This window comes from Paenibacillus sp. 2TAB19 (assembly GCF_052115185.1).
Classification (GTDB): domain Bacteria; phylum Bacillota; class Bacilli; order Paenibacillales; family Paenibacillaceae; genus Pristimantibacillus.
This window is the reverse complement of record NZ_JBFRGE010000067.1, coordinates 19,471-35,913: the sequence shown is the minus strand read 5'-3', so window position 1 is coordinate 35,913 and position 16,443 is coordinate 19,471. Positions and strand designations below refer to the sequence as shown.

Sequence of the window (16,443 nt, the reverse complement as noted above, 5' to 3'; positions counted from 1 at the left end):
TACCAAAATCCCTCCAATGAATGTTGTCTCGACAACTCCATTCTAAACGAGGATTTTGGCTATGGCTCCCTTTTTTTGAGATCCTAGCTTTTTACACAAGTATACGGACTCAACTCGATATTTCAAGCTACAATGGATATTAGCGGTAACTTTTCTCTCGAACGGAATAAAACTATAGATAACGATCAAAGTTAGTGCAGAAATCCAATATAGCTCATATCAAAAAGGCCGGAACCGCAGCAAGCGCGATTTCCGGCCTTCGTTTCGACCTATTCTTCGATCATTGGCATCGGCAATGTCTCCGGGCCGCCCGGATAAGCCGTATTCGGATAGGATGACTTCGGATAGGTTAAGCTTCCGCGCTCCTTTAAGCTGTCGAGGTTGTTCGCCTTCAGCATGCTGTCCGACAACGTGTACAGGGTGTCGCCTGCATAAAGGATGCGTTTGACCGCTTTGCTGTAATCAAAGCCGTATTGACCGCTCTTAAGCAGATCTTCATCGGACAGATGCGTGATGGTTCCGCGAAGGGTGAAGCCTTGCTTCAAGTCAACCTTATACACGTATGCGCCTTGATAAGTGAACTCGCCATAAGCCGGGAATTGGCCGGGCGCGAGATTTTCTTTGTTCTTAATCTCATGAAGCTGTACCGGGAAAGCCATAAACCCTTTATCCTTGGCAAATAGCAACGCTTTATGGTCGCTCAGCAGCTCGGAGTCTGTACCTCGATCGCCGATGATTTCCTTGAACTGCTCGATAGGCTTATTGACGTTGGTAACGTCGAACATGGCGATCTTCATCCCTTGGTAGAAGGCGGTCGCTGAATCCGGACTCATACCTTCGCCGGTTGTTACGAGAACGGTCTCCTTGCCGAAGCCGATCAAATGATTCTCGTCGTACGGGTGTAAATAATTGCTGTAGCCCGGTATTTTCAACTGGCCGAGCACGGCAGGTTTGGCTGGATTGCGCAGGTCGATAGCGAAGAGCGGATCGACGTTGCGGAACGTCACCATATAGGCGCGATTGCCCATGAAGCGAACGGAATAGATACGCTCGCCGGGAGCGAGTCCTTCCAGCTTGCCGGCTATCGTCAAATTTTCATCCAGCACATATAGATTGTTCGTTGCCGTGTCCGCACCGCTAGCCCACATATTTCCTTTCGTGACGGCGACTCGGAAATAACCGTTATGCTCATCCATGGAATATTGGTTAAGCAAGGTGCCCGGTACTGAACCGTTGCCGATATAGACAATATGGCCTTGATCCAAGCGGAACTTGTAAATTTGCGTCTGCTCCGTGCCCAAATTGCCTGATTGTTGTACATACTTCGTCGTCGTGACATAGAGATGTTTCTCCGAAGCGTATACCGTCTGGCCAGCCCCAAGATAAGCCGATAACTGCAGCTTCTGTTCGGGTTGATCCAGATCGAGCGAGCCGATGAGAAGCATGCTGCTGTCCTGCGAGCCAGGGAAATAACGAATGTCTGATAACGGCAGCGACTGCTGCTTATCGGATATTACGGAGTCCCCGTATACAGGCTCGAAGGATTGAACGGCCTCAGGACTGACTGTGTTGCGGTCATCGAGTACCGGGTAATAATAACTGAATTTATTGCTTATAACATAGAGCGAGCTGCCGACCTTGCGAGAGTCGACATAGCTGCCTTCTTGTTCAATCCTTCTTACTTGCTTTGGCATGCCGGAATCATCCATCTCGTAAACGAATGTTTGGACGAGGCTGCGAGTAGGAATAGAAGGCATAATCGCTCTCTTGTCTACCAACGAAGGGGAATCTTTGGTGTCGATAGCTTCGTTGCTGGCCTCGGCCACGGGGTCAGCTGTATCGACAAGCCCTTTATCATACAAATAGTAGCCATACGTACTCTTCCCGCCTATGACGATGAGTCTCTTGCCGTCCGCATATAGCTCCTGCGGAACGAAGCCTTTCTCGGACGTATAATCAAGCTGTGTAATCAGCTTAGGCTTAGCCGGGTCGGCGATGGATATGACAAGCACCTGCGAGCCGCTGATCTGATAAATGAACCGTCCGTCAGTCTTGGCATAATCGGCCTCATCGACGCCTGCGACTTGCACGTTCGTCTGAGAGTAGTCATTACTTGCGCTTCCCTCTGCTTCAGGGGCGGCCGAGCCTCCGTCCGCCTGCGCTGAATCCTTGGAATCTTCTAGTACTCCACCTTCCAAGTAATAAATGTTGTCGTTCGGGGAGACGGACTGCATAATCTCCTTCAACTTCTCCGCTGTTCCGATAACCGGAAGCTCTTCGGGCTCGTTAATCGTAACGAGCTTGTTCCGAGCGTCCCACGCGACGACAGTTCCGAGCGCTTCCGATAGCGCGCGCAGCGGTACGATCGTTACCTTGCCCAGCAGACGGGGGGCAACGGCTAGCTTAACCGATTTGCCATTCGCAATCATCGTTGTCGAGCCAATCGTTAATGCAGCCGTCTGTTCACCTCGTATAAGCGTTGCTTCCTTTGCTCCGTTATCGCTCGTCCTGTAACCAACGTCAGCTCCGAGCGCCTCGGCGATCTCCCGAAGCGGGACGAGCACGCTGCCGTTCTCAATGAATGCAGCTGTCGACAAGCTTAGAGGGACTCCGTTCACTTTAATGGCAATCTCCGCCTGTGCTGCAGCYTCGCTGCTCCATAATCCTGCGCCTCCCGGCGAAATCAGCAGCAGGATGGCGAGCAACGCGGCTAATAAGCCTTTTCTTCGCATCTTTATGACCCTCCTCTTATATAGCAACCAATAGCAGCAATCAAGTAAGTCCAGTTACTTCCATAAACGAGTCAAGAGGCGCATTGGTTGCGCCTCTTGAAGCGAGTTAAGGAAATAATTTCTTATTCTTCGTCTAGCAATTGGAGGTCTTGTATGGCGAGCAGAGCTTGTGTTCTTGAGGATACGCCAAGCTTGCCGTAAATACGGGAGAGATACACCTTAACCGTTCCCTCGGAAAGAGTGAGAGCGGCGGCAATCTGCTTATTGGAGGCCCCTTTCCGAAGCAGCAACAGAAGCTGAAGCTCGCCGCGGCTTAGCGGTTCGGGCAGAGCGGAGGCAGCATCGTGCTCTTGGGGCTTCGTTGGGAAAGCCGCAAGCAACGCGGTCATATACTCGTCCGATACACCGGTTATGAGCGCAGGCTCCAGCTTATTCGCCTCCCGCTGCTTCGCGTAGGCGCGGATCAAGGAGGCGAGCTTGTCGCCTTCATCGAGATAGCTGCGCATATAACCGAACGGCGCTGTCATAACAAGCGCCGCATGGAGCGAGTGGAGCGCTTTGACCCGTTGCCCGCGCTGCTCTTCGATGCACGCTGTCAGTATGGATATTTCTACAAGGCTTACTAAACAAGCCTCTCGTTCTGCCTGCGGTCTCAGCAAGCGAAGCAATCGCAGCGCGTCTAGCTCCTTGCGCTGGGCAGCAAGCACACGGACATAGGTCGTATATTTGTAAAAGCTGCTGAATAGCGGACGATCCTTAGGTGCGACACCTAGCCCCGGCAATTCCTTCTTCGCAGATGCAAGCTTGCCTTCACTCAAGTACAGGCGGATTTTGCAAGCGATTAAGGTATGGCGCCAGTGCATATCAAAGCCTGTCCAACTGCTGGATAACTGCAAAGCTTCGTCGATCGTGAGATGAGCAAGCTCCGGATCTTCTTCAGCCATATGGATATACGCCTGCGTAATTCGATTAGGGATGAACAGGCCGAGCGTTCTCTTGGCGCGGGCTGCGCGGTCGATGGCGGGGATCTGCGCTGTTGCACGATCAAGTCGATTCCATTCGTAATAGCCTTCGCATAATGACTGCATGACATAAAGGTTAATAAGCGATTCATTCCAGTTGTGGGCTGCGAGCAGGCCGGTGAATAAGTGCGCGATACTTTCCGTATCAGCGGTAAGGACGCCTTTCATGCCGAAGGAGGTGCGTCTGACGAGCGGCTCCGATAAATTGTAATTGAAATTGTAGTAGATCGAGTCCTGCGGCAGCATCAGCATCGAATCTGTCTTGGCGAAGGATAGCCACTGCTCGAACAATCCGCTCGTGAAGAGCAGATTGGACTTCACGAACAGCAAGCCGCTATGCAGCTGGCCGCGTCGTTCACCAGCTTCTATATTAGCGAATTGGCTCTCAATGTGGCCCATCATCGCTTCAGCGCGTGGTGCTTGTCCTGTCACGATTAGTATGAAAGCATTCAGCAAACCCATCTCGGGCGTACGTCGCTCGGATTCGGCGGGAAAGCTGTCGAACCACCTAGCCAGCGTAGCGAATTCGCCTTTCCGCAGCATTATCGGCGCTTGCTTCTCCAGCAGTTGTTCCGTCAGCAGGAAATCGCCTGAAGCTACCGCATAATCGATTGCTTCCTCCATGAACCCTCGCGCTGCGAAGCTTATGCTTGCATTACGGTTATGGGCGAGCCAATGGTCCATATGAAGCTTCTTCGATTGGTTCTGAAGAAATTCGGCGAACAAGTGATGATAACGGAACCAAACGTTATTCTCATCGAGCGGAACGAGAAACAGGTTGCGGGCTTTCAGCTCTTCGAGCATCTTGCTGCCGCCGAACGTTCCAGCTAAAGCGTCGCATAGCTCGGCATCCATTCGAGTCAGCATTGACGTCCTGTATAGAAACTGAGCAACGGGTTCGGGAAGACGCGCAAGCACCTCTTGGAACAAATAATTGCCAATCATACGATGCTCGCCTGAGAAGCTATCGATAATCGATTCGATAACAGAGGCACCTTCAAGCGAGATCGATATGAGCTGCAAGGCGGTGATCCAACCTTCCGTTCGCTGATGCAGCGATTCTACATGCAGTCGTGTCAGCGCTACAGCGGTGCTCGTTGCATAATAGGATTCAGCCTCATCCAGCGAAAATTGCAATTGACGGGCATCGACCTCGGTATGCTCACCGCGCGACGTCCACTTGGCCACCCGGAACGGCAGCTCGCTGCGGCTGGCGAGAAGCACATGGACATGCTTAGGCAGCCGGTCGATGAAGTAGACGACGCTCGTATGTATATCCTCAAGGTGAATGAACTGATAGTCATCCCAGACGAGCGCAAGCGGCTCAAGGGCAAGGAACAGCTCATTGATAAGCACATCGATAAACATCGTTATAGACAGATTGGGCAGATGAAGCAGCAGCTCTGTTAGCCGCTCCGCTTGGACGGCATCTGCCGCTTCAATTAATGACTGAGTCACATATCGCCAAAATCGTATCGTATCGTTGTCGTATTCATCCAGCGCGACCCAAGCTACGGAATAATCGCATTGGCTAATCCATTGGCTGAGCAGCGTCGTCTTACCGTATCCGGCAGGGGCGCATACCGCCGTTAGCCGACCTTGCATGCTGCGGTTTATTCCGGCAACCAATCTTTCACGCGAAATGAGCCCGCTTTTGACGGCGGGCGGCGTAGTTTTCGTTTTTAACAGGATGTATCCAGCTGTTGGAATCATAGCTCCTCCGCATCATTCGACAGACTTCTAATTTCTTTCTATTATATAAGACTTTTTATTTGAAAATCGATAGATGATTAACTTTTGTTAATCGTTTTTCGACTTTTTTCGAGGTATCCTTATACCCACCTAATAGAGTTGTAACGAAAGGGAAGTGATTATCGTGAAATCATACTTACGACACACATTGGTTCAACGATTTGGGAAGCTTATGTTTGCCGCTGCTGTTGTCGGCTCGACCGTGCTTGCAGGGACGTCTGGAACGGCAAACGCCGCCGGGGGGAACGATGATTACGTATTTGAGCGGAGGGCGCCGGAGTCYAATATCTACTTTAATGGGGCGACTGACGTTGCCGTGAACGGAGAAGGTACGGTATTCGTTGCCGATTCCGGCAACGAGCAGATTCGTGTGTTTGATCCAACGGGACAGGAGCTTGCTGAGTGGGATTGGGTTGGGGATGGGAATCCCGAGTTAGTTACGATAAGCGCTGACGGGTACTTGTATGTTGTGTATGACAATCATAGGGTACACAAGGTATCCGTTGACGAGGAATACAATTTCACTGTAGTCAATGAATGGGATGGGGCGGAACAGTTCGACAGCATAAGCGGGATTGCCGTGCATGATGAAAGCGGCGACGTACTGCTGACGGATTCTTCATTGAACCGTATTTGGGTGCTCCTTGATGTAGAGGTGGACGATCCTAACCGGATTCAGTTCACAAGCAGTTATTTGGGCTCGGATGGGGCGCAAAGCTTTGAATCACCAGAGGATATCGTTTTTGGCAATGGCGGACAATTATACATAGCAGAGAGCAACAGCCGTATTCTCGTCATCGATATGGATGGTATGTTAGTCGACGAGTGGGAGAACGGGCAGGAGGGCAGTACGGTCGAGATCGATTCTATAAAAAATATAGCGTTCGGTCGAGAAGGTCATCTGTATGTGACCGACGAGGATGGGGACCAGCTTATTCGTTTCGGTGAGGATTGGGAAAGCATTGCGGTCGGTTCGGAAGGAGTAGCGAGCGGTCAATTTGACAGCCCAAGGGGGGTTGCCGTATCGAGCGATGGACTTGTATATGTCGTCGACGGCTATAATGCCCGTATTCAACAATTCAATGCTGAGCTTGAGTCCCTTGACAGCTGGGGAAGCTTCGGAGACGAGCTTGGCAAGTTCTATTATCCAGATCATGTCGCTATCGACAAGGACGGGTTTGTTTATGTAGCCGACATTGGCAATCAGCGGGTTCAGAAGTTTGATTCCGATCTGAACTTTGTTCAAGCTCAAGGCGGGGGGAACAATTTCTATCCTACGGGAGTTGCCGTGGATTCCGATAGCAACGTATATATATCGGACTTTTACAATCTTTATAAATACGCCGCCGCTAGCGGTGATCTGCTTCCCTTCTATACGTATCTTAACGATCCTAGAGATATCGAGATAGACAGGAATAACAACGTATACGTGGCGGACAATGTAGGTCATAGAGTCCTCGTGCTGGATCCAAGCGGGAATGAGCTTCGCGAATTCGAGGGGATTGCAGTAGATTCCTATTATTTCAATCCAACTGCTATTGCCGTAGACAATGAAAGAGAGCTTGTGTATGCTTCTACCTCCAGTGTTATTCAAGTTTTTTCATTCGAAGGGGAACAGGTGTCGGTGGATTGGCTTGAGGGTGATTGGAGTATAGGCTCTATTAATGATATTGACGTAGACGAAGCGGGAAATGTGTATGTGGCGGATTCAAGCAGCGGATCTATTCTCAAATTCAGTCCCGAAGGGTTGTTGGTGGATGAAATTTGGGGAACGGACGAAGGATCATTCCATGGTTTGGGCAAAGTTGGCGTAGACGGCAACGGTGACGTCTACGCAACCGACTTCTATGGCAGCACGCTGAATAAGTTTGCTTTTACGGCTAACCGTCTTGCTGGATTAACTTCATCCAAAGGGACATGGAATACGCCGTTCGAATCAGGTACGCAGGTGTATTCGATTACGCTTGGCGCGGGCGACAGCAAGTTCACGTTAACGCCGGAGGCATTTGATGAGGATGCTCAGATTATCGTTAACGGCGCCGTTGTCGATAGCGGGGAGGCCTCGGCTGCCATCTCCATCGCGGCTGGCGCATCAAAAACGATCTTGGTCGAGGTAACGTCCGAAGATAGTGTGAAGCGGGAATATACGTTGTCCGTAAGCCGTTCAGGCTCAGGCGGCAATAATAGCGGACCTGAAGAGGCAGTGACGGAACCGGAAGCAGCGCCTCCGATTAACGTTGTAGTTGACGGTCAGGAGGATGAAGCGGCGCAAGGTCTTCTGAAGGATGCTATAGTTACAGCTGGCGCAGGCGGAGTTAATGTTGACATTAGCGAGGCGGGCGTGGAACAGCTGCTAGGCAGCGAGGATGCTCCGGATTCCATCGTATTGCGTTTCGACGCGAACAGCAATTGGATCGACCTCGGTCTTCCGCAGTCGCTTATCCAGCTGGCATTAACGAGTCCCAATGCCGTTATCGAGCTGCGGACGGGCTTCGGCACGCTGAAGCTGAAGCTTGCCGATCTATTGCGAGAATTGGACGGAGATGTTGCATCGATACGGATTCGTGTGTCCAAGGAAACACTCATTCCGTCAAGCGACGGTGGAGCTGTTCAGCCAATCGGGGCTTCGACTGTACGGTTCGGACTTACAGCAATATCGAAGTCAGGCCAAAGTAAGCCGGTCGTATTCAAGCGTGGTTATGCGCAATTCTTGTTGCCTGTATCGAATGTTTCCGGCAATCCAATCGGCCGCGAACATATGGGCGTAGCGCTTGACTCTAGCGGTGCGGTATCGTATCCGTTGCCTACGTTGTTCGGCGTMAATCAGACTGCAGTTCTCCATTTGAAGGGCGATGCTGTGTTTACAGTGATTCGTCATACGAATACATTCTCGGACGGAACGGCAGCTCCATATGCAGCGAATGCGATCGGAGTGCTTAGCAACAAATTTATCGTAAATGGTATGACGGACGAGCTGTTCCAGCCATTCGGAGAGCTGAACCGGGCACAGTTCGCGACGTTGATCTTAAGGTCGCTGGGCATTCAGGAAGCTTCCTCTGCATCCAGCCAGTCGCCAAGCTTCACGGATGTGGCGGCAGAGCAGTGGTATGGCGGAGCGATTGCAACGGCAAGCGAGCTCGGCATCATAAGCGGATTCACCGACGGTTCGTTCAGACCAAACCAAAAGGTGAACCGTCAGGAGCTCTTAACCATCGTCTATAATGCGCTTAAGCTTACAGGTGCGGCAGTCGAGCTGTCGGATGAGGAAACGACGCAGCTATTGGCCTCGTTCACAGACAAGGACAACATTGCACCGTGGGCGAAGAAGGCAATAGCCTACGCGGTGAAGCACGGTATCGTGCAAGGACAACCGAACGGCAGCTTCGCTCCAACGGCAGCGGCTAACCGCGCGCAAGGCACAGTCGTGATATACAATATGCTGCAAGCAGCAGGCTTGTTGGATAAATAACAAAAGAGGCAGGCAAGGACTCTAGCAATAGATGTCCTTGCCTGCCTTTGTTTTGCTTCGGTGTGCCCTTCGACCTTGGTCAAATAGGTATTGAACGAAATAACTGGAATTTCTCCTTTTATTGCTGACCTTCCTGTCAACTTTTATCAAATAGATGGAATTTCTCCCGTTAAGAATTCTGTTTCTCAGTCGAATGGGTGATATTGGTGAAATTAACATGAGGAAATCCCGTTATTCTATACTTCCTGCGGTATTTGCCAATAAATAACTGGAGGAATTCCCTTTATTTCAAATGCTATTCAAACCACTCCGAATAATGCGCTCGAACGAACGCCAGCTTTTTCTCCAAATGACCTGAGCCGCCGCCCTCGTGACCGTTGAAAGGATAGAGGACGATTTCTTTCTCGCTAGTGATTCGGTTATAAGTGGCAAAGTACATTTGCGCAGGACATACCTCGTCTTTCAGCGCTGCCGAGGCGAAGACGCGGCATTTAATCCGGTCCGCCATATTCATCGTGTCAAAATAGCTCAGGTTATCGAATACGAGATCGGTTTGCTCTGGGTGTCTCTTCAAATAATCGGTAACGCTCGCGAACGCGCCGTGATTGCCTTCGACGCGGCTTACGATATTGCTGTTGCTTGGCACGTCGACGAGCGCCAGAACGGGTCTGTCGTCCAGCGCGCATACCGCCATGCCGAGCGCGCCGCCTTGGCTGCCGCCTTCGATGACGATCCGGGCCGGATCCACTTCCGGTTGCTGGCAAGCAAAGTCGATCGCCTTCAAGCAGTCCATGTAGGCGTGACGGAAATAATATTCGTCTTTGTTATGTACGCCTTTGCAGATCACGTTCGTCATGTGTCCGCTCGTATAGACGGCGCTGTCGCCCGTGCTGCCGCCTTGGTCTCGGACATCAATTGATAGAACGGCGAAGCCCATCGTTATCCAGTGCATAAAGTTTGATGGCGTGCCGCGGCTGCCGGTGAATCCATGATAATGAATGATGCATGGATAGTTGTCTTTACCTAAGAACGTAGGCACGATAAACCAACCATTGATCCTCGTCTCGTCCATTCCGCAATAGGAAATATCGTACACGCTGACAAGCGGGCTCGGATAATCGATTTGCTGTTTTGCGGATTGAAGCGGTACCGATTTTGCCTGACGGAGGGTGTCCGACCAAAATTGGTCGAAATCTTCTTTTTTCGTTAAAGCGGGAGAATAGTCGTACAATTGCCTCGATACCTCGGAAACATACCCCATACTCTATAATCCTCCTAATCACTTTCTAGTCGTTATTATAAATCCATTTACAAACTTTTCATAGAACGTTAACGCCTCTCATACATAAGGTCTGTAAAATGCACTACTGAGCCTACGTGCGAACTAACCTAGAAAATAGAATGGAAGAGGTGCTTTACGTTTTGAACAAGTTGAGAAAAAGAATGGCAATGCTGCTGCTGGGCAGCATGACGCTAGGATTAATCCCTGCTCCGGCAGGCGCGGTACCCGTACCGTACGATTCAATACCGAAGCTGTTGATTACAGAGGTGGTGCCTGATAGCGAAAATATATCACCTACGATTGCAACCGATGCCTATGAATTTATTGAAGTTTATAACAATACAGATGAGAATATTGATTTTGATGGCAACTACTCGATCGTCTATCGGAATGGCGGGACAGATACGCCTTGGAATGCTACGGATGCCGATGGGGATATCGTGATTCCGGCGCATCAGTCGGTGGCGTTCTGGATTATGAATGCTTCGAACACCGCGTTTACTGAGGCTGATTTTAACACTAACTACGGAACAAGCTTAGTTGAGGGCGTATCCTTGTTCCGCTTGAACGGCGGCGGAGGGTTGCACAACTCCTCACCTCGCGACATCTTAATCAAGGACGCAGGTGGCGCAATCATCGCGATGGCATCCTACGAGAATGATGCACAGACGGTGAAGAACAAAGGCATTCTGTACAAATATCCGATCGACGGATCGGTTCAGATGCGAATGATGACGAATCCGGGGTCGAAGGCCGCTACTCCTGGTCTCGCCGAAGCGGGGCAAGTGCCTGACGAGTCTTCAGGCTCTGGCGCTTCGTATGAATCTTCACTCGCTATCGTTCATGCGCCTGCTGCAGAGACGGGACTTGCCGATTATACGATCACGGCCGAGCTGACCGATTATATCGGAACCGTAACGTCATCGGTGTACTATAAGACTGACGAGCAATCCGAGTACACGCAGCTAGGCGGAGAAACTATAGTTAGAGCTAGCGGTACGGACTACAGTTTGACGGCGATGATTCCGCACGAAGCGTTCGCGGACAATAGCGTACTCTCTTACTACATCGAGGCGCAGGACGAATCTGGCGATCCGTCTGTTGTCTCCGAGACGTACGATGTGAACGTCACGCCGGAAGGGGAGGAGCCTGCTAATGAGCCGGAGGAACTCTCCTTGCTCATCACGGAGCTTGTTCCCGATTCAACGAATGTAGGAGCATCGGATGGTTATGAGTTTATTGAGCTTTATAATCCTTCATCCGAAGCGGTGAGTTTGAATGATTACGAACTCTACTACCGCAATGGCGGCACGGATACGCGTTGGCCGCTGCAGACGGCGGATGAAGTGACCATTCCTGCACGCGATGCGATCGTCTTATGGGTTATAAATGCGGATAACGGCGCAGCAACCGCAGATATGTTCAATGCGAATTATGGAGGAGCGGCGCTCGCGGAGGGCGTGGATTTGTTCCGTTTGGCTCAAACGGGAGGCATGGCAAATGGCGGCCCGAGGACGCTCGTTGTTAAGAGCAAGAGCGGCAAAGAAATCGTGTCCGCCGCGTATGAGAACGACGCTCAGACCGTACCTGACAAAGGGATTTTCTATAGCGTCCCAATTAGCGGGACAAGCATGCTGATGATGGCCGGCGCGGGCACGGCTGCAGCGACGCCGGGCCGCGTCGCTGCGGAGCAATTGGTTCCGCCGGGCGGCAATATGCCGCCGGTCATTACGCATACGCCTTCGGCAGGCGTTCAACTAGGCAGCGATGCCGCGATTACGGTTGCGATCGCCAATGCGGAGAGCGACCAAGGAAAGACCGACGACCCGGTATCGGCTGCGCTCTATTATAAGTCGGAATCGCAGCAATATTATACGGCTGCCGCAATGACGACGACTGGCGGCGGCGTATACAAGGCATCTATTCCAAGGGCGGCTCAAGTCGAATCCAAGCTCGAGTATTACGTGCAAGCCAAGGATAGCGTCCACACGGTTGAATCGGAGCATTACGAGCTGCCGGTTACCGGCTTCCCTGTATTTAATGCGAACAAAGTACCTCCGCTTCTTATAACGGAGCTGCTGCCGAACAGCGTGAACGTAGGCAGCGCGGACGGCTACGAGTTTATCGAGATTTATAACAATACCACGGAAGATATCAACTTCCAAGATTATAAGCTCTACTACCGGTATACGGACTCCGGTCCTTCGGCGGACGTCATCTGGCCAACGGATCGCGAGGACATTACGATTCCAGCAGAAAGCTCCGTCGTGTTCTGGGTCATTAACAGCGCCAATACGGCTAAAACGGCAGCGGATTTCAACGCGCAGTTCGGCGTTGACCTTGTGGAAGGCGAGTCGCTATTCAAGGTGTATTCCGACGGGATGGCGAACGGCTCCAGACGTGGCGTTGTCATTGGGACAAATACGCATAAGGAAGTATCAGCGGTCTATTATGACGGGGCGCTTCCTGGCGAAACGTCGGACAGCAAAGGCATCTATTATGCATACCCGAGGAATGGATCCGTCGAATCGTTCAAATATAGCGTAGGCACGAAAGCGGCTACGCCAGGTTCGTTAGAGGTCATCCAGAAGCCTGCCGACCCTATCCGTTTGACGGCGGATACGAATGCTCCAGTCATCGATGATGTAACGGCTTTAACGGAGGTCGCGGAGTCCGAGACGCTTAAGCTGGTTGCCGACGTTCGGGACGACCGCGAAGTTCGGACAGTGACGGTGTATGTGAAAACGAACGCCGATGCGGGTTATACGAAGCATTACTTGTACGAGGATTACGATGATAAAATGTTCCATTTCACCGTGGCTTCGCCGGAAATGGTAGGCAAAGCCTACGTCGAATATTACTTCGAGGCTTCCGATGGTACCCATAAGGAGCAATCTGCTCCTGTACGCGTCAACATTACGGGCGGATCCGATCGTTCGGAGTTGCGCTTGAATGCAAAGGACGGCAAGCTCGTGTCCGGCATATTCGAGCTGAAAGCGACTTCCGAGAGCGAGGATGCGGACGCACTGACGCTTACCGTGGACGAAGCCGTTCAAAGCGATACGTACCGTGCGCTTGAGCATGACGCGTACTTTGCCTTCGAAGCGGCCGAGGTCAATTATTATTTCAAAAACGCGGTTACGATGGGTGAGGAAATCCTCTATACGTTCATGGATCCAATCAACACCTATACGACGCTTAATTATCTAATCGCCAGCGACAGGCTGAAGCTGGGCGATAATAAGATCGCTATCCGCGCAGGAACGAAGACCGGACCATTCGATAACCGTCCGGAGGAGAACAAGGACGACTTCAAGGTGCGCAATGTGCGGCTGGTTCTGTCGGACGGCACAGTTATCTATGATTCGTTGTATGCCGATAAGTCAAAGGATATCAAGATGGGTGACAGCGCGGGCAAATTCCCGGCGATCGAGTTCAACTTGACGCTTGAAGAAGACATGCTTCGCTCCAAAGCGCTCGCTTGGGATACGACAAAGCTTACCGACGGTAAGCATACGGTAACGGTATCCGCCGGCGGGGCAAGCAGCGTATCGGCTGAAGTAACGGTCGACAACACGGCTCCTACGATTACGCCTTCGCTGCAAGACGGAGAGACTTACCGCGGTCAACTGACTATCGATGCTGTTGTGAGCGATGCTCTGGCTGGCGTCAAGTCGGTAACGGCTGCTCTTGACGGAGAAGCGATCGAGCTTCCGTACGCGACATCTTCCGGAAAGCTGACGAGCGGAGAGCATACGCTAACCGTCAAAGCGACAGATCAAGCAGGCAACGCCAGCGAGCGTACGATTACGTTCAACGTGCCGAATGAAAATCCGGATAAGCCGGAGCTTATCGCGCCGCTGAACGGTTCCAGCCTGACGGCGAATCGCGTCAACCTGACGGTAAAGGCAACCGATCCGATGGGCGATATGCTTAAGCTGACGTTTTATAAAGGCTTTAACTTTGATGCACTGAGCAAGCAGGGCTTCACGGCCTATTCGGGCGCTTCCGATACAGAGCCGCCGAAGCAGCTTCAGCCAGGCGGGGAGCAGCTGTTCACAAAGGAAGATTATGCGAAGATTGCGAAAGCCGATGGCGAGTATCTCGTCAACAATTCCGTTAACCAGTTCCCGTATCATCGCTTCGACATGAAGCTGGATTCGTCGGTGAAGGCGAGCGATCTCGTCGATATCGAGTGGAGCGGCAAGTCGCTGGAGGGGCGCAAAGTCAGCCTTTATGCATGGGATCAGAAGGCAGGCAAATGGGCACTGCTGGATTATAAAATAGCCGGTGAAGAAGACTTTACGCTTAGCGCGCAAGTAAAGGCCGGCGATTACAACGCTGGCGGCGTCATTCATGCGATGGTGCAGGATGAGCTGCCTGTCACGCAGGACGAATATGATTTCTCGTTCGTATGGATGTCGGATACGCAATATTATTCCGAGAGCTATCCGGAGATTTATGAGGGCAACGTTAATTGGATCGTCGACAGCCAAGACGAGATGAACATCAAATATGTCATCCATACGGGCGACATTGTTGACGACGCCGATCAGGCTTATCAATGGACGGAAGCGAACAAAAGCATGAAAGTACTCGAGGATGCGAACATGCCTTACGGCGTTCTTGCCGGTAACCATGACGTGTCGCATCAAACCGGGGATTACAGCTACTATTGGAAGCATTACGGGGAAGACCGCTTTAAGGATGAACCGCACTACGGCGGCTCGTATCAAAATAACCGCGGCCATTACGACCTGATTTCCGCTGGCGGCGTCGATTTCATCATCGTGTATATGGGCTGGAATATCGGCGACGACGAGATTCAATGGGTCAACGATGCTGTCGCGGCGTATCCGGATCGGAAGGCGATCCTGGCCTTCCATGAATACATGCTCGTATCGAACAATCGCGCACCGATTGCGGATAAAATCTATGAGCGCGTCGTCGTACCGAATCCGAACGTCATCGCTACGCTCTCCGGCCATTACCATGACGCCGAGACGCTCGTGGACGAGATTGACGACAACGGGGACGGAACGCCGGACCGCAAAGTGTATCAAATGTTGGCCGATTATCAAGGCGCAGAGATGGGCGGACTCGGATATATTCGCTTGATGCAGTTTGATCTGAAGAACAACCAAATCCATATGAAGACGTATTCGCCTTACTTGGACGACTATAACTACTACGATCCGACTGAGTATCCAGGCAAGGATGAGTTCGATATGGACGTTGATCTCAGAGAGATGAACAAACGGGTAGCGACGGACTATTTTGGCGTCAAAGTGTATACGGATCAGAAGATCGGTACGGTTCAAAATGCAGCAAGCGGCTCGGAAGCTACCGTTACTTGGAGCGGCTTGAAAGAGAATCGCTACTATGAATGGTATGTAGCTGCCGAAGACGCGAACAGCGGTTATACGCTTTCGGATATTTGGGGCTTCGCCGTAGGCGATCTCCCGAATAGCGGCAATGGCAACGGCAATGGGGAGACGGAAATACCGACAGAACCCGAAGAACCGACAGAACCGGAAATTCCGGTAGATCCGACGGATCCTACTGAACCTTCGCAGCCGCAATCACCATTCACGGATACGAAAAATCATTGGGCTAGTGAAGCAATCGATAAACTGTCCGGAAAGAAGATATTAAGCGGTTATCCGGATGGCAGCTTCAAGCCGGATGCGCGCATGACCCGTGCCGAATATGCGGCGGTCATGTTCCGTTTACTCGGTTTGGCAGCACCAACAAGCCCATCGTTATCGTTCACCGATACGGTAGCCAATGCTTGGTACGGCTCATATGTTCAAGCTTTGACAGAAGCGGGTATCGTGAAGGGATTCGAGGATGGCAGCTTCAGGCCAAGACAGCAAATGACGAGAGAGGAAGCATTCGTCATTCTATATCGCGCAGTGAAGGATCGTCTTCCTGCACCATCAACGGGTGGTACGAAGATCGCCGATTTGGAAGGCGTCTCGCCTTGGGCAAGGGAAGCGTTGACGGCTCTCGTTGAAGCAGGTATTATCAAAGGCTATGAAGACGGTACACTACGACCTAAGAAAACGATCACAAGAGCAGAAATCGCGACGATAATCGCGTATTTCGCGAAATAAATAGGATGGATGGCGAATGAGGGGATACCTCGTTCGCCATCTTCTTTTTGGGGCCGACTGTCGAGAATTA

5 protein-coding genes are annotated in these 16,443 nt (G+C 51.5%); 2 read left to right on the top strand and 3 right to left on the bottom strand.

Annotated features, from left to right (window positions below):
- Positions 1 to 269: 269 nt before the first annotated feature.
- Positions 270 to 2,732 carry a beta-propeller domain-containing protein gene (locus AB4Z33_RS23690; RefSeq protein WP_442052255.1) on the bottom strand — a complete coding sequence of 821 codons (2,463 nt, stop codon included), beginning with the start codon at positions 2,730 to 2,732 and terminating at the stop codon, positions 270 to 272.
- Positions 2,733 to 2,854: 122 nt separating this feature from the next.
- The gene (locus AB4Z33_RS23685; RefSeq protein WP_442052254.1) at positions 2,855 to 5,467 is read right to left on the bottom strand and encodes a LuxR C-terminal-related transcriptional regulator; all 2,613 of its coding nucleotides are present in this window, start codon (positions 5,465 to 5,467) and stop codon (positions 2,855 to 2,857) included.
- Positions 5,468 to 5,654: 187 nt separating this feature from the next.
- Here AB4Z33_RS23685 and AB4Z33_RS23680 point away from each other — a divergent pair, with 187 nt between their 5' ends.
- Positions 5,655 to 8,975 carry an S-layer homology domain-containing protein gene (locus AB4Z33_RS23680; protein WP_442052253.1) on the top strand — a complete coding sequence of 1,107 codons (3,321 nt, stop codon included), beginning with the start codon at positions 5,655 to 5,657 and terminating at the stop codon, positions 8,973 to 8,975.
- A gap of 295 nt (positions 8,976 to 9,270) precedes the next feature.
- On the opposite strand, the gene AB4Z33_RS23675 is transcribed toward AB4Z33_RS23680, so the two are convergent.
- On the bottom strand, positions 9,271 to 10,236 hold the full coding sequence (locus tag AB4Z33_RS23675) for an acetylxylan esterase (protein ID WP_442052252.1): 966 nt from the start codon (positions 10,234 to 10,236) through the stop codon (positions 9,271 to 9,273).
- Between the two features lie 170 nt (positions 10,237 to 10,406).
- Between AB4Z33_RS23675 and AB4Z33_RS23670 the strand changes: the two genes are divergently transcribed.
- The gene (locus AB4Z33_RS23670; protein WP_442052251.1) at positions 10,407 to 16,373 is read left to right on the top strand and encodes an S-layer homology domain-containing protein; all 5,967 of its coding nucleotides are present in this window, start codon (positions 10,407 to 10,409) and stop codon (positions 16,371 to 16,373) included.
- Positions 16,374 to 16,443: the final 70 nt, after the last annotated feature.

Excerpts from the sequence above, each read along its gene's own strand:
- AB4Z33_RS23675 (WP_442052252.1), bottom strand. The coding sequence starts at position 10,236 with ATGGGGTATGTTTCCGAGGTATCGAGGCAATTGTACGACTATTCTCCC.
- AB4Z33_RS23685 (WP_442052254.1), bottom strand. The coding sequence starts at position 5,467 with ATGATTCCAACAGCTGGATACATCCTGTTAAAAACGAAAACTACGCCG.